The 20005-nt window shown below is 71.8% G+C and carries 18 protein-coding genes and 1 riboswitch; of the genes, 10 read left to right on the top strand and 8 right to left on the bottom strand.

Features of this window, described 5'->3' with window-relative positions; translation table 11 throughout:
• Nucleotides 1-4: 4 nt before the first annotated feature.
• Entirely contained in the window at nucleotides 5-739 is a 735-nt protein-coding gene (locus tag CF8_RS06495) for an SDR family oxidoreductase (RefSeq protein WP_010832332.1), read from the top strand.
• Nucleotides 740-742: 3 nt separating this feature from the next.
• Here CF8_RS06495 and CF8_RS06490 read toward each other — a convergent pair whose 3' ends face one another.
• Nucleotides 743-2857 (bottom strand): DEAD/DEAH box helicase, encoded by a 2115-nt coding sequence (locus CF8_RS06490; RefSeq protein WP_036490422.1) that lies wholly within the window; start codon nucleotides 2855-2857, stop codon nucleotides 743-745.
• Nucleotides 2858-3091: 234 nt separating this feature from the next.
• On the opposite strand from CF8_RS06490, the gene CF8_RS06485 reads away from it, so the two are divergent.
• On the top strand, nucleotides 3092-3697 hold the full coding sequence (locus CF8_RS06485; RefSeq protein ID WP_010832330.1) for a TetR/AcrR family transcriptional regulator: 606 nt from the start codon (nucleotides 3092-3094) through the stop codon (nucleotides 3695-3697).
• On the opposite strand, the gene paaE is transcribed toward CF8_RS06485, so the two are convergent.
• From paaE to paaA, 5 genes are read right to left on the bottom strand one after another with little or no spacing between them, the layout of a single operon-like run.
• Nucleotides 3675-4733: a 1,2-phenylacetyl-CoA epoxidase subunit PaaE gene (gene paaE, locus CF8_RS06480; RefSeq protein WP_010832329.1), complete on the bottom strand. Its 1059-nt coding sequence runs from the start codon at nucleotides 4731-4733 to the stop codon at nucleotides 3675-3677. The two genes, CF8_RS06485 and paaE, sit on opposite strands and share 23 nt — an antisense overlap.
• A 2-nt stretch (nucleotides 4734-4735) precedes the next feature.
• Entirely contained in the window at nucleotides 4736-5215 is a 480-nt protein-coding gene (paaD, locus tag CF8_RS06475) for a 1,2-phenylacetyl-CoA epoxidase subunit PaaD (RefSeq protein WP_010832328.1), read from the bottom strand.
• 4 nt (nucleotides 5216-5219) lie between these two features.
• The gene (paaC, locus tag CF8_RS06470) at nucleotides 5220-6146 is read right to left on the bottom strand and encodes a 1,2-phenylacetyl-CoA epoxidase subunit PaaC (RefSeq protein ID WP_036492369.1); all 927 of its coding nucleotides are present in this window, start codon (nucleotides 6144-6146) and stop codon (nucleotides 5220-5222) included.
• A 5-nt stretch (nucleotides 6147-6151) separates the two neighbouring features.
• Complete coding sequence (paaB, locus tag CF8_RS06465) at nucleotides 6152-6442, bottom strand: 1,2-phenylacetyl-CoA epoxidase subunit PaaB (RefSeq protein WP_010832326.1); 291 nt, start codon at nucleotides 6440-6442, stop codon at nucleotides 6152-6154.
• Nucleotides 6439-7374 carry a 1,2-phenylacetyl-CoA epoxidase subunit PaaA gene (paaA, locus tag CF8_RS06460; protein WP_010832325.1) on the bottom strand — a complete coding sequence of 312 codons (936 nt, stop codon included), beginning with the start codon at nucleotides 7372-7374 and terminating at the stop codon, nucleotides 6439-6441. Before paaA ends, paaB begins: the two co-directional genes overlap by 4 nt.
• A gap of 49 nt (nucleotides 7375-7423) precedes the next feature.
• Here paaA and paaZ point away from each other — a divergent pair, with 49 nt between their 5' ends.
• The gene (gene paaZ / locus CF8_RS06455) at nucleotides 7424-9469 is read left to right on the top strand and encodes a phenylacetic acid degradation bifunctional protein PaaZ (protein WP_010832324.1); all 2046 of its coding nucleotides are present in this window, start codon (nucleotides 7424-7426) and stop codon (nucleotides 9467-9469) included.
• A 66-nt stretch (nucleotides 9470-9535) separates the two neighbouring features.
• Nucleotides 9536-10177 (top strand): hypothetical protein, encoded by a 642-nt coding sequence (locus CF8_RS06450; protein ID WP_156887165.1) that lies wholly within the window; start codon nucleotides 9536-9538, stop codon nucleotides 10175-10177.
• Between the two features lie 3 nt (nucleotides 10178-10180).
• On the opposite strand, the gene chrA is transcribed toward CF8_RS06450, so the two are convergent.
• A complete protein-coding gene (chrA, locus tag CF8_RS06445; protein WP_010832322.1) occupies nucleotides 10181-11536 on the bottom strand; it encodes a chromate efflux transporter in 1356 nt (451 codons plus the stop codon).
• Nucleotides 11533-12087, bottom strand: coding sequence for a histidine phosphatase family protein (locus tag CF8_RS06440; RefSeq protein ID WP_010832321.1), 555 nt, complete (start codon nucleotides 12085-12087; stop codon nucleotides 11533-11535). Before CF8_RS06440 ends, chrA begins: the two co-directional genes overlap by 4 nt.
• Nucleotides 12088-12103: 16 nt before the next feature.
• A riboswitch (cobalamin riboswitch) is annotated at nucleotides 12104-12216 on the top strand.
• 38 nt (nucleotides 12217-12254) lie between these two features.
• On the opposite strand from CF8_RS06440, the gene cobN reads away from it, so the two are divergent.
• The 6 genes from cobN to CF8_RS06410 are packed head-to-tail and all read left to right on the top strand — an operon-like array spanning nucleotide 12255 to nucleotide 19989.
• A complete protein-coding gene (gene cobN, locus CF8_RS06435; protein ID WP_010832320.1) occupies nucleotides 12255-15860 on the top strand; it encodes a cobaltochelatase subunit CobN in 3606 nt (1201 codons plus the stop codon).
• Nucleotides 15857-16576 (top strand): precorrin-6A synthase (deacetylating), encoded by a 720-nt coding sequence (gene cobF / locus CF8_RS06430; RefSeq protein ID WP_036490417.1) that lies wholly within the window; start codon nucleotides 15857-15859, stop codon nucleotides 16574-16576. The genes cobN and cobF overlap by 4 nt, the downstream gene beginning before the upstream one ends.
• Nucleotides 16573-18051: a cobyric acid synthase gene (locus CF8_RS06425; RefSeq protein ID WP_010832318.1), complete on the top strand. Its 1479-nt coding sequence runs from the start codon at nucleotides 16573-16575 to the stop codon at nucleotides 18049-18051. Before cobF ends, CF8_RS06425 begins: the two co-directional genes overlap by 4 nt.
• Nucleotides 18048-18782, top strand: a complete 735-nt coding sequence (locus tag CF8_RS06420) for a cobalt-precorrin-6A reductase (RefSeq protein WP_010832317.1) — start codon at nucleotides 18048-18050, stop codon at nucleotides 18780-18782. Before CF8_RS06425 ends, CF8_RS06420 begins: the two co-directional genes overlap by 4 nt.
• Nucleotides 18779-19297, top strand: a complete 519-nt coding sequence (locus tag CF8_RS06415; RefSeq protein ID WP_010832316.1) for a bifunctional adenosylcobinamide kinase/adenosylcobinamide-phosphate guanylyltransferase — start codon at nucleotides 18779-18781, stop codon at nucleotides 19295-19297. Before CF8_RS06420 ends, CF8_RS06415 begins: the two co-directional genes overlap by 4 nt.
• Nucleotides 19294-19989, top strand: coding sequence for a (2Fe-2S) ferredoxin domain-containing protein (locus CF8_RS06410; RefSeq protein WP_010832315.1), 696 nt, complete (start codon nucleotides 19294-19296; stop codon nucleotides 19987-19989). The genes CF8_RS06415 and CF8_RS06410 overlap by 4 nt, the downstream gene beginning before the upstream one ends.
• Nucleotides 19990-20005 lie beyond the last annotated feature (16 nt).

Genomic DNA, 20005 nt, shown 5'->3' with positions numbered 1-20005 from the left:
CCGCATGCCCACCGTCTTGATCACCGGCGCTTCCGCAGGACTCGGCGCCGAGATGGCGCGCCAGTTCGCCGCGCTCGGCTACGACCTCGCGCTGTGCGCGCGCCGCACCGACCGGCTCGAGGAGCTGGCCGCCTCGCTGACCGACGTCAAGGTGTCCGTGAAGGCGCTCGACGTCAACGACCACGACGCCGTCTTCCGGGTCTTCGACGAGTTCAAGGCGGAGTTCGGCACCCTCGACAAGATCGTCGTCAACGCCGGACTCGGCAAGGGCCAGCCCCTCGGCACCGGCCGATTCGACGCCAACCTCGAGACCGCGCAGACCAACTTCATCGGCGCGCTCGCCCAGACCGAGGCGGCGGCGAAGATCTTCCGCGAGCAGAACGCCGGCCAGCTGGTGATGATCTCCTCGATCTCCGCCCTGCGCGGGATGCCGAAGAACATCACCACGTACGCCGCCACGAAGGCCGCCGTCGCGCACCTGGCCGAGGGCTTCCGCGCCGACGTGCTGGGCACCCCGATCAAGGTGACGGTGCTCTACCCGGGCTACATCGTCTCCGAGATGAGTGCCACCTCGAAGACCACTCCCCTCGTCGCCTCGACCGAGAAGGGCGTGCGCGCCATGGTCTCGGCGATCGAGAAGCAGAAGGCGTCGGCCCGTGTCCCGAGCTGGCCGTGGGTGCCCGTCGGGTTCGCGCTCGAGCACCTGCCCCTCCCGCTCGCGCGGAAGCTGATGGGCTGAGGCTCAGCGACCGCCGCGGGCGTCGAGGGCGTCGGTGAGCAGGCCGACCAGCGCTTCGAGCTGTACGTCGACGGACGAGGCGATCTCGTCGGCGCCGTCGAGCGCCCGGGCGGCGAGTCCGGCCTTGGAGTCGATCAGCTCGGCGATCTTGGAGTCGATCGTCTGCGCGGCGATGATCCGCCACGCGGTGACCGGCTCGGACTGACCGATGCGGTGGATCCGGTCGATCGCCTGGGTCTGCTCGGCGTCGGTCCACGACAGCTCCGCGAGCACCATGTTGGAGGCGACCTGGAGGTTCAGGCCGACACCGGCAGCGGTGAGCGAGCAGACGATGATCGAGGTCTCGGGATCGTTGGTGAACGACTCGATGGCCGCGGCGCGGGCCTTGGCGGTCTGGTCGCCACGGATGGAGACGAAGTTGATCCCGCGCTTGGCGAAGCTCGCCTGCGCCTCGTCCATGACGTCGATGTGCTTGGCGAAGAAGACGACCTTGCCGACGTTGCGCGCCAGCTGGGCGGTGTAGTCGGCGGCGAGACCGGCCTTGGCCTGGCCGATCCGGCGCATCATCGAGAAGACGTTCTCGCCGTCCTTGGCCGACTCCATGTCCTCGCGCTCCCACTTGGCGACGCGGCGCACGAGCTCGGTGTCGATGCCGTCGAACACGACGTTGGTGGTGCGGGCCTCGAGAGCCGCGTCGTAGCGCTTCACGAGGCGACGCGAGAGCTCGCGCTCGGCGTCGCGGATGGAGCGACCCTCGGCACCCTCGAGCTCGACCGGGAGGTCGGCCACGCGGCGGGCGGGGATGTCGGCGGCGACGTCGATCTTCTTGCGACGGACGATGCCCATCTCGATCACGGAACGTCGCGCGTTGGGGTAGAACCCCGGTTCACCCGGCATCAGCCCGGTGTCCTCGAGCTTGTTCATCAGCTCGGCCAGCGGCTTGTGGTCGTCGATCCAGCCGAGGAACTGCCAGATCGCGCGGAAGTCCTCGATGTCGTTGATCAGCGGGGTGCCGGTCAGTGCCATCAGCAGCGGCCGCGCGATGCGGGTGCGGATGCGCTGCGAGAGCTCGAGGACGTGCTGCGAGCGCTGCGAGGACTTGTTCTTGATGAAGTGGGCCTCGTCGACGACCATGCCGCGGAAGCCGTGGTTGCCGAGCCAGCCGACGTGGCGGTCGAGGACCTCGTAGTTGACGACCACGATGTCGGCGAAGCCGTCCATCTCCTCGCCGTCGCCGTGGATCACGGTGACGGAGCGGTTGGGCGTCCAGAGGCTGACCTCGTGGGCCCAGTTGGCCTTGACGACGTTGGGTACGACGACGAGCAGCGGCCAGGCGTGGGCGGCCTGCGCAGCGAGCAGTGCCTGGGCGGTCTTGCCCAGGCCGGGCTCGTCGGCGAGCAGGAAGGTGCGGTGGCCGGTTGCGGCGGCGGCCACGAGCTGGGCCTGGTGGGCCATGAGCGGCACGCCGGGCACGGTCACCGGGTCGGGCAACCTCATGCAGGCGGCGGCCCCGCCCCCGACGTACTCGAAGGACTTGAAGAGCGGCTCGAGCAGCTCCCAGTTGGCGAGGCGGCGCGCCTCGACGCGGCGTGCGTCGGCGGCCGAGAAGTCGGGGACCAGGAACGGGTTGGCGAGCTGGCGGGAGATCACGGACTGCGGGGTGACCCGGCGACCGGTCGTGGTCGCGGCCGTCTCGGGCTTGGGCGGCTCGACCTCCTCGGGGACGTCCATGCCGCCCGACTTGAGCATCTGGCGCTTGAGGGCGCGGGCGCCCTCGGAGATCTCGGCGTCCTCGGCCAGCAGCTGCAGCAGCGAGGTGTCGCGCGCCGCGGTCTTGGCCAGGATCGTGGCGATCCCGTCGAGCCGCTTGAGCTGCTCGGCCTTGCGCGCCTCGCCGATCTCGGTGTCGGCGTTGAGGCGGTTGCGCTCGTCGCGCACCAGCAGTGCCACGACCTGGAAGGTCGCGCGGCCGTGGGGGGCGACCTTGCCGCGCTCGGCGGCCTGCTCGACCTCACGGACGGAGCGCGCGAGCACCGGGATGATGCCCTCGTTGTCCTTGCGGATCACCTTGGTGCCCCCGCGACGTGCGGTGGATGTGCGTCGGCTTCGCTGAGCCACTCAATTCCTCCTCGAGATGCTCGCCACGCCCCACGGCGGGCAAGCACTACCTGCGTCGCAGGAGACCCGGGGCGACGCTTCGGGCCTCGTGACAGAGCGCCACGTGCGGCACCGGATGAGCCGGGGCTCCGTCACCTGATCGGGTTGATCGAGCGACGAAGGCGGTGCCCATACTACCTCCCCACCATCTGAAAGCGTGCACCCCCGCACACGCGGGCGTGCGAGGCTGAGCCCATGACCGATGCGGTACGGCGCGGGCGGCCCGGCTACGACCAGGAGACCGTGCTCCGACGCGCGATCGACCTCTTCAACCGGCAGGGCTACGACGCGACCAGCATGGGCGACCTCGCCCGCGAGCTCGGCCTGACCAAGTCGGCGATCTACCACCACGTGCCGAGCAAGGAGCACCTCCTCGCCTCCGGTCTCGACGAGGCGCTGGACGCGCTGAGCAGCACCGTGACCGCCATCGCGGCCACCAGCGAGCGACCGGCTGAGGCCCGCCTGCGGACCGCGATCCGCTCCTCGGTCGAGATCCTGGTCGATCACCTCCCGGCGGTGACCCTGCTGCTGCGCGCCCGCGGCAACAGCGAGGTGGAGCAGGCCGCCCTCGACCGGCGCCGGGCCATCGACGACGCGCTCGCCGAGCTGGTGCGCGACGCCGTACGCGAAGGCAGCCTGCGCACCGACATCGATCCGGAGCTGATCAGCCGGCTGCTCTTCGGGATGGTGAACGGCCTGGTCGAGTGGTTCCACCCGGACGGCGAGGTCGCCGCCGAGGTGCTCGCCGACGCGATCACCGGGATCGCCTTCGACGGGCTCACGCGTCGAAGTCGACACTGACCTCGTCGGAGACCGGGAACGTCTGGCAGGTCAGGACGTAGCCGCGCGCGACCTCGTCGTCGTCGAGGGCGTAGTTGCGGCGCATGTCCACCTCGCCGCTGACGAGCTTGGCCCGGCAGGTGCCGCACACGCCGCCCTTGCAGGCGAAGGGCAGGTCGTTGCGCGTCGCGGCGGCGCCGTCGAGGATCGTCGACCCGCACGGCATCGGCGCGGTCGTGGTGCGAGCGTCGAGGGAGATCGTCACGTCGCTGACGTCGCCCTCCGCGACGGGTTCGAGCCGCTCGAGCTCGGGCGGCGGCTCGTCGACGTAGAACAGCTCGAAGTGCACGCGCTCGGCCGGGACGCCGAGCTCGGCGAGCACCTCGCGCGCATCGGCGATCAACCCGAAGGGACCGCACAGCCAGACGTGGTCCACTCCCCCGACCGGCACCAGCGTGGTCAGCAGCCGCCGCAGCCGGTCGGCGTCGAGCCGGCCGGAGAACAGCTCCACGTCGCGCGGCTCGCGCGACAGCACGTGCACGAGCTCGAGCCGGTGGCGGTAGCGGTTCTTCAGGTCCGCCAGCTCCTCGGCGAACATCACGGTGTTGGTGTGCCGGTTGCCGTACAGCAAGGTCACCTGGGAATCGGGGTTGCGCAGGACGGTCGAGGCGATCGAGAGCATCGGCGTGATGCCCGAGCCGGCGGCGATGCAGAGGTGGCGCCCGGGCAGGTCCTCGCTCGCGGCGAACGAGCCGCTCGGCGTCTGCACCTCGATCACGTCGCCCGGCTTCACGTCGCGGATCAGCCAGCGGGAGAACAATCCCTCCGGGATCTCGCGTACGCCGATGCGCGGGGCCGCTCCCGCCGGAGCGCAGATGGAGTAGGAGCGTCGGTGCTCGGTGCCGTCGATCATGCGCCGCAGCGTGAGCGACTGGCCGGCGTCGAAGTCGAACTCATCGCCCAAGCCGTCGGGCACGTCGAAGGTGATGGCCGCCGAGTCGTCGGTCAGGGGCTCGACCTTGGCGACGGTGAGCGGGTGGAAGGTGCCGCGCGCCATCCTCAGATCTCCTTCACGTGCTCGAACGGCTCGAGGCAGTCAGTGCACTGGTAGAGCGCCTTGCAGGCGGTGGGTCCGAACTCGGAGGTGAGCCGGACGGCCGCACTGCCGCAGCGTGGGCAGTCGATCGCCCGCCGGGTCGGAACGAGGGTCAGCGGGATCGGGCCCGTGGGCGCCGGGCCGGGCGCGGAGAGCCCGTGGGCCTTCAGCTTGCGTCGCCCGCGCTCGGTGATCCAGTCGCTGGACCACGCGGGGCTGAGGCTGACCCGCACGTCGACGTCGGCATAGCCGGCGGTGTGCAAGGCATGGCGTAGGTCGTCCCGCATCGTCGCCATCGCCGGGCAGCCGGAATAGGTCGGCGTGATGGTGACCGTGACGTGCTCGCCGTCCTCGGCGACGTCGCGCAGCACGCCGAGGTCGACGAGGGTCAGCATCGGCATCTCGGGGTCGGTGACGGTGGCCGCGACCGCTAGCGCGCTCATGACGTCACCACTTCCCCATCGGGTGGGCGCGGGCGACGACCTGCAGCTCGGCGAGCAGGTGTCCCATCGCCTCGGTGTGCTGGCCCTCGCGGCCGAGCGGGCGGGTGCCCGACGGCGGCAGGTCGGGGCGCTCGAGGCCGCTCGTGGCGAGGACGTGGTCGACGACGGAATCGACCTCGGGCTCCAGGACTCGCGGGTCGACCCCGAACGCCTGCCTCGCGGCCACGGCCTCGACGTCGGAGCAGCGGAACAGCTCGGCGTACGTCGGCCAGACCGTCTGCAGCCCGGCGAGCAGCCGGCGACGCGACTCGTCGGTGCCCTGGGCGAGCGTGACGAACCAGCGGGCGGCGTAGTCGCGGTGGTAGGTGACCTCCTTGACGCCCTTCGCGGCGATGGCGGCCAGCACCGGGTCGACGCTGGGGACCAGGCCTTGCAGCAGCGCGAGCCGGTGCGTCGCGAACAGCAGCAGGCGCGCGATCGTGACGGCGAAGTCGCCGTTGACGGCCTCGACGAAGCGGACGTTGCGGAAGGCCAGCTCGTCGCGGAAGAACGCGAGCGCGTCCTCGGCCGGGACGGGCGAGCCCTCGGGCAGGCCCGGCACCACGCCGGCGTCGGCAGCCGCCGCCCGGGCGAGCAGGAGTCGCGCCTGGCCGAGCAGGTCGAGCGCGATGTTGGCCAGCGCGATGTCGTCCTCGAGGTCGGGCGCGTTGCTGGTCCACTCCGAGAGCCGGTGGGCGTAGACCAACGCGTCGTCACCGAGCATCAGGCAGTAGGCCGCCAGCGTCGCGCCGTCGACGCCCGCGGGGATCGTCGTGTCGACGCCCGCGAGCGGGTCCTCGAAGTCGGTCCCGAAGGCCCACTGCGAGGGGTCGCCGCCGAGCAGTCCGTCGTAGACGGAGTCGTGGTCGAGGTCGAGATCGTGGGATTCCATGGTGATCACATGTGGGGGACGTCGTCGGGGATGGCGTAGAAGGTCGGGTGCCGGTAGACCTTGTCGCCGGCCGGCGCGAAGAGCGGGTCCTTCTCGTCGGGGCTGGAGGCGACGATCAGGTCGGCGCGGACCGCCCAGATGCTGACGCCCTCGTTGCGGCGGGTGTAGACGTCGCGGGCGTGGCGCAGCGCCATCTCGTCGTCGGCGGCGTGCAGCGAGCCGACGTGGACGTGGTTGAGGCCGCGCTTGCCGCGCACGAAGATCTCGTAGAGGGGCCACTCGGGCTGGACGGTCACTGTGTCTCCTTGGCAGCGAAGGCCGTGGCTGCTTCGCGCACCCAGGCCCCTTCGTCGTGGGCGCGCTTGCGGTGCGCGATGCGCTGGGCGTTGCAGGGACCGGAGCCGGCGACGACGGCCGCGAACTCGTGCCAGTCGGGCTGGCCGAAGTCGTGGTGGCCGCGCTCCTCGTTCCACGCGAGGTCCGGGTCGGGCAACGTGACACCGAGGGCCCTGGCCTGTGGGACGGACATGTCGACGAACTTCTGCCGCAGGTCGTCGTTGGTGTCGCGCTTGATCCCCCACGCCATCGACTGCGCGGTGTTGGGCGACTCGGCGTCGGGCGGGCCGAACATCATCAGCGCCGGCCACCAGAAGCGGTCGACCGACTCCTGCACCATCGCGCGCTGCTCGTCGGTGCCGCTCATCATCGTCATCAGCAGCTCGAAGCCCTGGCGCTGGTGGAAGGACTCCTCCTTGCAGATGCGGATCATCGCGCGGCCATAGGGGCCGTAGGAGGTGCGGCACAGCGGCACCTGGTTGCAGATCGCTGCGCCGTCGACCAGCCAGCCGATGGTGCCGACGTCGGCGTAGGACAGGGCGGGGTAGTTGAAGATCGAGGAGTACTTCTGCCGGCCGTCGATCAGCTTCTGGGTCAGCTCGCCGCGGGTGACGCCGAGCGTCTCGCAGGCGGAGTAGAGGTAGAGCCCGTGTCCGGCCTCGTCCTGCACCTTGGCGAGCAGGATCGCCTTGCGACGCAGGCTCGGGGCGCGGGTGAGCCAGTTGCCCTCGGGCTGCATGCCGATGATCTCGGAGTGGGCGTGCTGCGCGACCTGGCGCACGACGGTGGCGCGGTACTTCTCCGGCATCCAGTCGCGCGGCTCGATGCGGTCGTGGCGCTCGATGGTGCGCTCGAAGTCGGCTTGCCTGTCGGCTTGCACGGTGTCCGTCACGGCGACCTTCCTTATTTACAGACCGATCGGTCGGTAATAGTCTGGCACGGTGACCTCAGACACCGCAATGCTCGCCAGCTACTCCTGCGGCACCTGGTTCCGCGCGACCGACGAGGGCGAGCCCCTCCTCGACGCGAGCACCGGGGAGGAGGTCGCGCGGATCTCCTCGACCGGCCTCGACCTCGCCGCGATGACCGCCCATGCGCGCGAGATCGGCGGGCCCGCGGTCCGCGCCCTGACCTTCCACGAGCGCGCCGCCGCCCTCAAGGCGATGGCGAAGATGCTCGGGGAGCACAAGGACGAGTTCTACGCCCTGTCCGCCCGCACCGGCGCGACGCAGCGGGACTCGATGGTCGACATCGACGGCGGCATCGGCACGGTCTTCTCGATCGCGTCGAAGGGCACCCGCGAGCTGCCCAACGACGTCGTCGTCCTCGACGGCCAGCCCGAACGGCTCGGCCGCGAGGGCACCTTCCTGGGGCAGCACCTCTACACGTCGCGCCCCGGCGTCGCCGTACAGATCAATGCGTTCAACTTCCCGGTCTGGGGCATGCTCGAGAAGCTCGCGCCGGCCTTCCTCGCCGGCCTCCCGACGATCGTCAAGCCCGCGAGCCAGACGGCCTACGTGACCGAGGCCGTCGTCCGCCGCATCATCGACTCGGGACTCTTGCCGGAGGGCAGCCTGCAGCTGCTGTGCGGGTCGCCGGCCGGGTTGCTCGACGAGCTCGGTGCGCAGGACTCGGTCGCCTTCACCGGCTCCGCCTCGACCGGCGCCCACCTGCGCCAGCACCCGTCGGTGCTGCACGGCGGCGTGCAGCTCGGCATCGAGGCCGACTCCCTGAACTGCTCCATCCTCGGCACCGACGTGGGTGTCGACGAGCCCGAGTTCGAGTTGTTCGTCAAGGGCGTCGTCACCGAGATGACGGTCAAGGCCGGCCAGAAGTGCACCGCCATCCGGCGGGTGCTCGTGCCGGAGACCATCGCCGACGACGTGGTGGCCGCGATCTCCGCGCGACTCGCGGAGATCACCGTCGGGCACCCGACCAGCGACGGCGTCCGCATGGGCGCCCTCGCCTCGCTCGCCCAGCGCGACGAGGTCCGCAAGGCAGTCCAGGCGCTGCGTGCCTCCGCCGAGATCGTCTTCGGCAACCCCGACGTCGTCGAGGTCGTCGACGCCGACGCGGAGACCGGCGCCTTCATGTCACCGGTCCTGCTGCGCGCCCACCCCGGCGCCAGCGAGCCGCACGACATCGAGCCCTTCGGCCCGGTCGCGACGGTCATCTCGTACGCCGACCTCGACGACGCCGTCCGGCTGGCGGCGCGCGGACAGGGCAGCCTCGTGGGTTCGATCGTCACCCACGACCCGGCCGTCGCGCGCGCCGTCACCCTCGGCCTCGCGCCGTGGCACGGGCGGCTGCTCGTGCTCGACCGGACCAGCGCGGCCGAGTCGACCGGACACGGCTCTCCCCTGCCTGTCCTGGTGCACGGCGGGCCGGGCCGGGCCGGCGGTGGCGAGGAGCTCGGCGGCATCCGGGCCGTGCTGCACCACATGCAGCGCTCGGCAATCCAGGGCTCCCCCGACATGCTCACTGCGATCACCGGGCAGTGGATCAGCGGCTCCACCCGCACGGAGACCGACGTCCACCCCTTCCGCAAATCGCTCGCGGACCTCGCGATCGGCGACACGATCAGCTCGGCGACGCGCACGGTCACGCTCGACGACATCGAGCACTTCGCGGAGTTCACCGGCGACACGTTCTACGCCCACACCGACGAGGAGGCGGCTGCCAAGAACCCGCTGTTCGGCGGGATCGTGGCCCACGGCTACCTCGTCGTCTCGCTCGCGGCCGGCCTCTTCGTCGACCCCGACCCGGGCCCGGTGCTCGCCAACTTCGGCGTCGACCGGCTGCGGTTCCTGACGCCGGTCAAGGCCGACGACTCGATCCAGGTCACCTTGACGGTCAAGCAGATCACCCCGCGATCCAATGCCGACTACGGCGAGGTCCGCTGGGACGCGACGGTCGTCAACGCCTCCGGAGAGCCCGTGGCGACGTACGACGTGCTGACACTGGTCGCGAAGACCTGGCCCGCCTGACGCCTTGTTTCTCTGCCAGATCGGAGGACACTGGAGGCACACGGTCCGCCGAAGGAGATGAGCGCCGTGATCACTCTCGGGCACGACCTGGACAGCATCCACCGCGACCTCGAGCACCGGCTCGACCAAGCTTCCGCGGCCCGGCCCGACGTGCGACATCCTCGTGACCACTACGGCGCCATCGACACGTTCCTGGCGGTCGCCAGCCGGCACAACGCCGGGATGGTCGACGCGATCGCGCCGCTCGTGCACCGGCTCCCCGGTGGCCACGACCTCGCCGTCGACTTCGTGCACGCGAGCCGCCGCTACGAGGAGACGCTCGCCCAGGTGAAGGCCAAGCTCTACGGCTCGACCTACGCCGTACGGCGCAGCTGGCCGTCCATCTGGACCGACGTGCGCCGCGAGTTCGACACCGTCGTCGACCTGGAGCACCAGCTCGTCGCCGCCCTGGTCGACGAGCCTGCGGAGGAGGACCTCGCGACCCGCCTCCACCATGCCACCGTGAAGGCGCCGACCCGGCCGCACCCATTCATCCCCCACCGGGGCGTGCCGGGTCGGGTCGCACGGATGGTCGCTCGCCGCATCGACCAGTTCTGGGACAGCGCGGAGGGGCGGATGGTGCCCGAGCCGGTCCGCCACCACGACCGCGAGCACCAGGGCAAGGTCACGCAATATCTCCTGGCTGACCCACACCTCTCGGAGGACTGAGGGTCAGGACAGGAGGGTGACCAGCAGCCCCAGCGCGGCGCACACCCCGAGGACCCGCAGCGTCGACCACTTGAGCCAGAAGACCATCGCCAGCGCGAGGCCGGTCAGCGCGAACGCGACCGGGTCCCACGACGACAGGACCGGCACCGACAGGTCGACCGGGCCCCAGCCGATCCGGCGCTGCAGCTCGAAGAGGGTGTGCAGCGCGAAGAACACCGCGAGGTTGGCGATCACCCCGACGACGGCCGCGGTGACCCCGGTGAGCGCGGCGCCGAGGTGGGTGTTGCTGCGGAGGCGCTCGACGTACGGCGCCCCCAGGAAGATGAACAGGAAGCACGGCACGAACGTCACCCACGTCACGAGCAGCGAGGCGAGGACGGCCGCGACCCACGGATCGAGCGACGCGGGGTTGCGGTAGGCGCCGACGAAAGCGACGAACTGCACGACCATGATCAGCGGTCCCGGCGTGGTCTCGGCGAGCGCGAGGCCCTTGACCATCTCCCCCGGCGCCAGCCAGCCGTAGACCGTGACGGCCTGCTGGGCGACGTAGGACAGGACGGCGTAGGCGCCGCCGAAGGTGACGACCGCGGCGCCGGAGAAGAACAGCCCCTGGTCCACGAAGACGCTGTCGCGGGAGAAGACGAGGGCCGCTGCGGCGACCGGGGTGAACCACAGCACGACGCCGAGTCCCAGGATCGTCAGCGAGCGACGGCGCGACGGCGGGTCGTGGTGGAGCGCCTCGTCGCTGATCAGCGGTGGGGGTACGTCGCCCGCCGCCCCGTGCCCGGACGGTGCCGTGCCGATGAGGCCCCGCAGCAGCCACCCGACCACGCCCGCCACGACGATCACCACCGGGAAGGGGACGCCGAAGGCGGTCAGCGCGACGAACGACGCCACCGCCATCACGACCAGCAGGGGGTGGTGCAGGGCGCGACCGCTCACCCGCCGGACCGCGTGCACGACGATCGCGATCACCGCGGGCGCAAGGCCGACGAACAGGCCGGTCACGACCGAGGTGTCGCCGGCGCCGATGTAGACCGCGGAGAGGGCGAGCATCGCCAGCACCCCGGGCAGCACGAACAGGATGCCGGCGATCAGGCCGCCGAGGCTGCCGTTGAGCAGCCAGCCGGTGTAGATCGCGAGCTGCTGGGCCTCGGGGCCGGGCAGCAGCATGCAGTAGTTGAGGGCGTGCAGGAAGCGCTGCTGGCCGATCCAGCGCTTCTCGTCGACGAGCTTGTACTGCATGACGGCGATCTGGCCGGCCGGGCCGCCGAAGGTCTGCAGCGAGATCGCGAACCAGGTCCGCGTCGCCTCGCCGAGGGGGATGACGTCGCCCGTCCGATGGCGCAGGCGGTTCATGCCAGGACTCCTTCGAGGCGGGTGATCGATCCGTTGGGCACGTCGACCCACGGCGCGTCGGTCAGCGAGTGCCCGCGGAGGTGGGCCAGGGCGGAGCGGATCGCGTCGCCGTGGCTGACGAGGATCGTAGGGATGGCCGGGTCGAGGTCGGCCAGGACCGCGGCCATCCGTCGCCGTACGTCCGCGACGGACTCGCCGCCCGCGAGCGGGAGCTCGGGGTCGGACCAGTCGTGCCGCTCGGCCTCGGCCCAGGTCTCCTCGTAGCCGCGCCCCTCCAGGGACCCGAGGTGCTGCTCCCGGAGCCGCTCGTCGAGCACCGGAGCGACACCGAGCCGGTCGCCGATGATGCGGGCGGTCTCGACGGCGCGCACGAGGTCGCTGGTGAGCAGGCGCACTCCCCCGGTCAGCTCGTCGGCGAGGTCCTCGGCCGCTGCGGCCGCCTGCTCGCGTCCCAGCGCCGTCAACGGCGGATGAGTCGTCTGTCCCTGGGTCAGGCGGAGGACATTCCACTCCGACTGACCGTGCCTGACGAGGTAGACCGGCTGCTGCACGACGGACAGTCTCCCGTACGCTGGCAGCGCCCTAGGCATGAGGAACCCGGTGAGACTCCGGGGCGGTTCCGCCACTGTGAAATCCCGTAGGGGATTCAGCCAGACACTCACCTCGGGCACATCCGACCGTTAGCCGGGGCGAGAACCCCGGAGGAGGAACTCCGGCTGTGCGCATCGCCCTGCTCTCCACGTCCGACACCGACTTGCTCTCCGCGCGGGCCTCGGGGGCCGACTACGTCGTCGCCAACCCGGCGCGTCCGGGCCACCAGTCGATGGCCGAGGTGATCGAGGGCTGCGACCTGGTCGTCGGCCGGCTGCTCGGCTCCCCGCAGGACCTCTGCTCGGGCTTCACCCGGGTCGCCGCGACCACGACGCCGGTCGTCGTGCTCGGCGGCGAGCAGCAGCCCAACGCCGAGCTGATGGAGCTCTCGTCGGTGCCGATCGGTGTCGCCGCCGAGGCCCACCGCTACCTCGCCGAGGGCGGCCCGGACAACCTGCGCCAGCTGCACGCCTTCCTCTCCGACACGGTGCTGCTGACCGGCGAGGGCTTCGACCCGCCCGCCGTCCTGCCGTCCTGGGGGTACGGCGCCCGCCCGACGGTCTCGGACACGCTCCCGCGCATCGGGGTGCTCTACTACCGCGCCCACGAGGCGAGCGGCAACACCGCCTTCGCGCACGCCCTCGCCGACGCCGTGGACGCGACCGGCCAGGCCGTCGGCGTCCCCATCTTCGCCGGCTCCCTGCGCGCCGCACCCGACGAGCTCTTCACCGAGCTGGGCACCCTCGACGCACTGGTCGTGACCGTGCTCGCCGCCGGCGGCAGCGTGCCGTCGACCGCCAGCGCGGGTGGCGACGACGAGGCCTGGGACGTCGCCCGGATCGCCGCGCTGGACATCCCGGTGCTGCAGGGGCTGTGCCTGACCAGCAGCCGGGCGGACTGGGAGGCCTCCGACGACGGCGTGACCCCGCTCGACTCCGCGACCCAGATCGCGATCCCGGAGTTCGACGGCCGCATCATCACCGCGCCGTTCTCCTTCAAGGAGATCGACGCCGACGGACTGCCGTCCTACGTCGCCGACCCCGAGCGCTGCGCCCGGGTCGCCGGCATCGCCGTGCGGCACGCGCGGCTGCGCACCGTCCCCAACGCCGAGAAGAAGCTGGCGCTGGTGCTCTCGGCCTACCCGACCAAGCACTCCCGGATCGGCAACGCGGTCGGCCTCGACACCCCGGTGTCGGCCGTCCGGCTGCTGCGGCGCCTGCGGGACGCGGGCTACGACCTCGGCTCCGACAACGCGATCCTCGACATCCTCGACGGCAGCGGCACCGACACCGAGTCCGGCGACGCCCTCATCCACGCCCTGATCGCCGCCGGCGGCCAGGACGAGGAGTGGCTGACGTCGGGGCAGCTGACCGACGCCCACGTGCGCATCAGCCCAGCGGCGTACGACGAGTGGACTCGTGACCTGCCCGCCGACCTGCGCGACGCGATGGTCGAGGCGTGGGGCCCGGCCCCGGGCAAGCTGTTCGTCAACGACTCGGGCGAGCTGGTGCTCGCCACCCTGCAGGCCGGCAACGTCGTGCTGCTGATCCAGCCGCCGCGCGGCTTCGGGGAGAACCCGGTCGCGATCTACCACGACCCCGACCTCGCACCCAGCCACCACTACCTCGGCGCCTATCGCTGGATCGAGCGGGGATTCGGGGCCGACGCCGTGGTCCACCTCGGCAAGCACGGCTCGCTGGAGTGGCTGCCGGGCAAGAACGCCGCACTCTCCGCGTCGTGCGGCACCGACGCCGCGCTCGGCGACCTGCCGCTGATCTATCCCTTCCTCGTCAACGACCCGGGCGAGGGAGCGCAGGCCAAGCGCCGCGCCCACGCGACGATCGTCGACCACCTCGTGCCGCCGATGGCCCGCGCCGAGGCCTACGGCGACATCGCGCGCCTCGAGCAGCTGCTCGACGAGTACGGCAACATCGCGGCGATGGACCCGGCCAAGCTCCCGGCCGTGCGCGGGGAGATCTGGACCCTGATGCAGGCAGCCCAGCTGCACAAGGACCTCGGTCTCGAGGAACGCCCCGACGACGACGACTTCGACGACTTCATCCTGCACGTCGACGGCTGGCTGTGCGAGATCAAGGACGCGCAGATCCGCGACGGGCTGCACATCCTCGGCGAGGCACCGGTCGGTGAGCCCCGGGTCAACCTGGTGCTCGCGATCCTGCGCGCCGCCCAGGTGTGGGGCGGGGTCGGCAACGCCGTCCCCGGCCTGCGAGCGGCCCTGGGCCTCGTCGACGTCGACGCCGCCACGGGGGCGGCTGTCGACGTCTTCGAGGCCCAGGCCCGTGGTCTGGTCGAGCAGATGGAGAAGGCCGGCTGGGACCCTGCGGCTGCCGTTGATCTCCACGAGGACGCGGAGGTCCAGCGGGTGCTGGCCTTCGCGGCCACCGAGGTCGTGCCCCGCCTCGCCGGCACGGCCGACGAGCTGACCGCCGTGCTGCACGCCCTCGACGGCGGCTTCGTGCCGGCCGGCCCCAGCGGCTCGCCGTTGCGCGGGCTGGTCAACGTGCTGCCGACCGGGCGCAACTTCTACACCGTCGACCCGCGCGCGGTGCCGTCGCGGCTGGCGTGGCAGACCGGCCAGTCGATGGCCGACTCGCTGCTGCAGCGCTACCTCGACGAGACCGGGTCCTACCCCGCGTCGGTGGGGCTCTCGGTGTGGGGCACCTCCGCGATGCGCACCTCCGGCGACGACATCGCCGAGGTGCTCGCGCTCCTCGGCGTACGCCCCGAGTGGGATGCCGAGTCGCGCCGCGTGCGCGAGCTCATCGTGGTGCCGCTCGCGGAGCTGGGTCGCCCCCGGATCGACGTCACGGTGCGCATCTCGGGCTTCTTCCGGGACGCCTTCCCGCACGTCGTGGCGATGCTCGACGACGCCGTGCAGATGGTGGCTTCGTTGGAGGAGTCGGACGAGGACAACTACGTGCGGGCGCACGCGCAGGCCGACCTGGCGTCGCACGGCGACGAGCGGCGGGCGACGACGCGCATCTTCGGTTCCAAGCCGGGGTCCTACGGCGCCGGCATCCTGCAGGTCGTCGAGTCCGGCTCCTGGCGCGACGACAAGGACCTCGCCGAGGTCTACACCGCGTGGGGCGGCTTCGCCTACGGCCGCGGCCTCGACGGCGCCCCGGCGGCCGACGACATGCGCGCCAACTACCGCCGGATCAAGGTCGCGGCCAAGAACGTCGACAGCCTCGAGCACGACATCGCCGACTCCGACGACTACTTCCAGTACCACGGCGGCATGATCGCCACGGTCCGTGCGCTGACCGGATCCGACCCGAAGGCCTACGTCGGTGACTCGACCACGCCCGACGCGGTCCGCACCCGCACCCTCGCCGAGGAGACCGCGCGCGTCTTCCGCTCCCGCGTGGTCAACCCGCGCTGGATCGCCGCGATGCAGCGCCACGGCTACAAGGGCGCCTTCGAGCTGGCCGCCACCGTCGACTACCTCTACGGCTTCGACGCCACCGCCGGGGTCGTGCACGACTGGATGTACGAGAAGCTCGCGACTGAATACGTCCTCGACGAGACCAACCAGGCCTTCCTGCGGACGTCGAACCCGTGGGCACTGCGCGGGATCGTCGAGCGGCTCCACGAGGCCGCCGAGCGGGGGCTGTGGGAGGCGCCGGATCCCGACGTCATGGCCGCGATGCAGCAGGTCTACCTCGAGGTCGAGGGTGACCTCGAGGATGACGGAGCGGACTCCCGCGCGTGAGGCTCCGGGTCCTGGGCGTGGGCATGGGACCGCAGCACGTGACCCTCGAGGTCGCGGACGCGCTGCGGTCGTGCGACTACGTCGTCGCCGCCGACAAGGGCCCTGCCGACGACCTGCTCGTCGCTCGCCGCGCCATCGCATCGGCGTACGGCGTCGAGGTGGTCGCGGTCCCGGATCCCCCTCGTGACCGGGCCGACCCGGCGGACTACCCCGCCGCCGTCCGCGACTGGCACGAGGCGAGGGTGGCTGCCTACGAGCAGGTGCTGCGCGAGCGCGGCGGCGACGCGGCGTTCCTGGTGTGGGGCGACCCGTCGTTCTACGACTCGACCATCCGCATCGTCGAGCAGCTCGCCGCCCGGCTCCCCCTCGAGTGGGACGTGCTCCCCGGCATCAGCGCTCCGCAGCTCTTGGCCGCACGGCACCGGGTGGTGCTGCACGAGGTCGGCCAGCCGGTGCACGTCACCACCGCCCGGCGGTTGCACGACGACATCGCGGCGGGGCAGGCCAACCTCGTCGTGATGCTGACCGGCAGCCTCGACCTGACCGGGCTCGACGACTGGTCGATCTGGTGGGGCGCCAACCTGGGCACGCCGTCCGAGGAGCTGGTCGCCGGCCGGGTCGGTGACGTGCACGACGACGTCCTCGCCGCCCGGGACCGCGCCCGCGAGGCGGCTGGCTGGGTGATGGACGTCTACCTCCTGCGGGCACCTTCATGAGCGGGCTGCTTGTCGCCGGCACCACGTCCGACGCCGGCAAGAGCGTCGTGACGACCGGGCTGTGCCGCGCCTTCGCGCGGCGCGGGGTCAGCGTGGCGCCGTACAAGGCCCAGAACATGTCGAACAACTCGATGGTCTGCGTGGCCGCCGACGGCACGACCGCGGAGATCGGGCGCGCGCAGTGGGTGCAGGCGCTCGCCGCGAAGGTGACGCCGGAGCCCGCGATGAACCCCGTCCTGCTCAAGCCCGGCTCCGACCGCCGCAGCCACGTCGTGCTGATGGGGCAGCCCGCGGGCGACGTCTCCTCGAGCGACTGGCAGACCGGCCGGCGGCACCTCGCGCAGGCCGCGTACGCGGCCTATGACGACCTGTCCGCGCGCTTCGAGGTCGTCGTCGCCGAGGGGGCCGGAAGCCCGACCGAGATCAACCTGCGCGCCAGCGACTACGTCAACATGGGCCTCGCGCGGCACGCGTCGACCCCGACCGTGGTGGTCGGCGACATCGACCGGGGCGGGGTCTTCGCGGCGATGTTCGGGACGGTCGCACTGCTGGACGCGGCGGACCAGGCGCTGGTCGCGGGGTTCGTCGTCAACAAGTTCAGGGGTGACCTCGACCTGCTCTCCCCCGGGCTCGACTCGCTGTCGTCGCTGACCGGGCGACGGGTCTACGGCGTGCTGCCGTGGGACCCGACGCTGTGGCTGGACTCGGAGGACGCGCTCGACCTCGACGGGCGGCGCAGTGACTCCGGCGCACGCTGCCGCGTGGCGGTCGTTCGACTGCCCCGGATCAGCAACTTCACCGATGTCGACGCGCTCGGGCTCGAGCCCGGTCTCGACGTCGTGTTCGCCGCCGACCCGCGCGACCTCGCCGACGCCGACCTGGTCGTGCTGCCCGGCACCCGCGCGACGATCAGCGACCTCGCTTGGCTCCGCTCGCGCGGGCTCGACGTCGCGATCCGCGCCCACGCGGCTCGCGGCCGGCCCGTGCTCGGCATCTGCGGCGGCTTCCAGATGCTCGGTGCGTCGGTCAGCGATCCGTCCGGCGTCGAGGGCGCTCCCGGTGTCACGGTCGACGGGCTCGGGCTGCTCGACGTCACCACGTCGTTCTCGCCCGAGAAGGTCCTGCGCCTTCCGTCCGGTACGGCGCTGGGCGTCGACGCGTCGGGCTACGAGATCCACCACGGGCGGATCACGGTCGGCTCCGGCGAGGCGTTCCTCGGCGGAGTGCGGTCCGGCTCGGTCTTCGGCACGATGTGGCACGGCAGCTTGGAGGGCGATGAGCTCCGGCGCGCGTTCCTGTCTTCCGCGCTCGGCCTGGAGCCGTCCGCTGTGTCCTTCCCCGCTGCCCGGTCGGCCCGGCTCGACCGGCTCGGCGACCTCGTCGAGGAGCACCTCGACGTGGACGCCCTGCTCGCGCTCGCCCGCTCCGGCGCCCCCTCGGGGCTGCCGGTCCTGCCTCCCGGAGGTGCCGCATGAGGTTGCTGCTGCTCGGCGGCACGAGCGAGGCCCGCGCGCTCGCCGCCGATCTCGTCGAGGCCGGCATCGACGTCACCTCCTCGCTCGCGGGACGAGTCGCCCGGCCGCGCCTGCCCGTCGGGAAGGTCCGCATCGGCGGCTTCGGCGGCGTCCCCGGACTGCGGGCGGCGCTGGCCGACTACGACGCAGTCGTCGACGCGACCCACCCGTTCGCGCTCGGGATGAGCACCAACGCCGCCGCCGCGTGCACGGACGTCCCGCTGCTGCGGCTCGAACGTCCCGGCTGGGCGCCCGACCCGGCCTGGCACCACGTCGACACCCACGCTGCGGCCGCGACCACGGCGGCCTCGCTGGGATCGCGTCCGTTCCTCACCGTCGGGCGGCAGGAGCTGGCCCGCTTCGTCCCTGCGCTCGGGCACCTCCCGGCGCTGGCGCGCGTCGTCGACGTACCCACGATCCCGCTCCCCCCTGCCTGGCAGCTGGTCACCGACCGCGGGCCCTACACGCTGGCCGACGAGCTGACCGTGCTGCGCGAGCACCGCACCGACGTGCTCGTCACCAAGGACTCCGGCGGGTCCTACACCCGGCCCAAGCTGGACGCGGCGGCCGAGCTCGGCGTCGCCGTCGTCGTCGTACGCCGACCGCCACCTCCGCCAGGGGTGCGGACCGTGCACGACGTGGCCGACGCGGTCGCCTGGGCGAAGTCGTTGTCACGCAGGGAGCTGGCATGAAGGTCCTCGTCACCGGCGGCGTGCGCTCGGGCAAGTCGCGGCACGCGGAGTCGCTGCTGTCGTCGTGCACGACGGTCACCTACGTCGCGCCCGGACCGAGCGACGACACCGATCCCGACTGGGTCGCGCGGATCGCCGCGCATCGGGTGCGCCGGCCCTCATCGTGGGTGACGCTCGAGACGTCCGACCTGAGCGACGCCCTGGCCGTCGACGGGCCGGTCCTCGTCGACTGCCTCGGCACCTGGCTGACCGCCGTGCTGGACGCGCGCTCGTTGTGGGAGGCGCCCTCCGACTCCGCGACCGCGGTCGTCGACGGCGTGCTCGACGAGGTCGTCGCGGTGCTGGCCACGCGGCACGACGTCGTGCTGGTGACCAACGAGGTCGGGCTCGGCGTCATCCCCTCCCACCGCTCCGGACGGCTCTTTCGCGACCTGCTCGGGCTGGTCAACCAGCGGCTCGCGACGGCCTGCGACGAGGTGCACCTCGTGGTCGCCGGACGGGTGCTGCGGCTGTGAGCGCGCTGGTGCTGGTCGGGATGTCGGTCACCGACGTGGACCGCCGCTCGTCGTTGCAGGCTGAGGCCGCATCTCGCCGAGCCTCCGTGGCCTTCCTGCAGATGGGCGACCCGTCGTTGTCGCTGGAGCTGACCCGGCTGGCTGACTCGGGCGCATCGTCGATCACGCTCGTCGGGGTCAACCTCGGGCCGCTCGCCCCCGCGCACTCGTGGCTGCGGCGGATCGCCGGCCACTGGTGGCGTGAGCGCGCGGGCGCCCGCCCGGTCGTCACCGTCGCGACCCGGCTGGTCACGTCACTGTCGTCCGTCGACGACGTGCTGCTCGACCTGAAGCCGATCACCGGGGCCGAAGCCGGCGTCACGTCCGCCGCCTGGGAGTCCGTCCCTGGCCATGTGCGGCAGGTGCTTATCTGCCGCGGGCCGCGCTGCACCGCTGTCGGGTCGGAGGAGTCCATGCGCGCGCTGGTCCTCGGGCTGGCGCAGGCCGGGCTGGGCGACGACGACGTGCTCGTCACCCACACCGGCTGCCAGTTCCCCTGCAACCAGGCTCCCGTCGTCAGCGTCCAGCCCGACGACGTCTGGTACGGCGCCGTCGACCCTGCCGCCGCGCGCTCGATCGTGCGCTCGCACCTGGTCGAGGGCACTCCCGTCGAGAGCCACCGGCTCCCCCGCGAAGTTCATTTACGTAAATGAACTTCGCGGGACACCC

Source organism: Nocardioides sp. CF8 (genome assembly GCF_000389985.1).
Taxonomy (GTDB): domain Bacteria; phylum Actinomycetota; class Actinomycetes; order Propionibacteriales; family Nocardioidaceae; genus Nocardioides; species Nocardioides allogilvus.
This window is presented reverse-complemented; position numbering and strand designations above follow the sequence as displayed.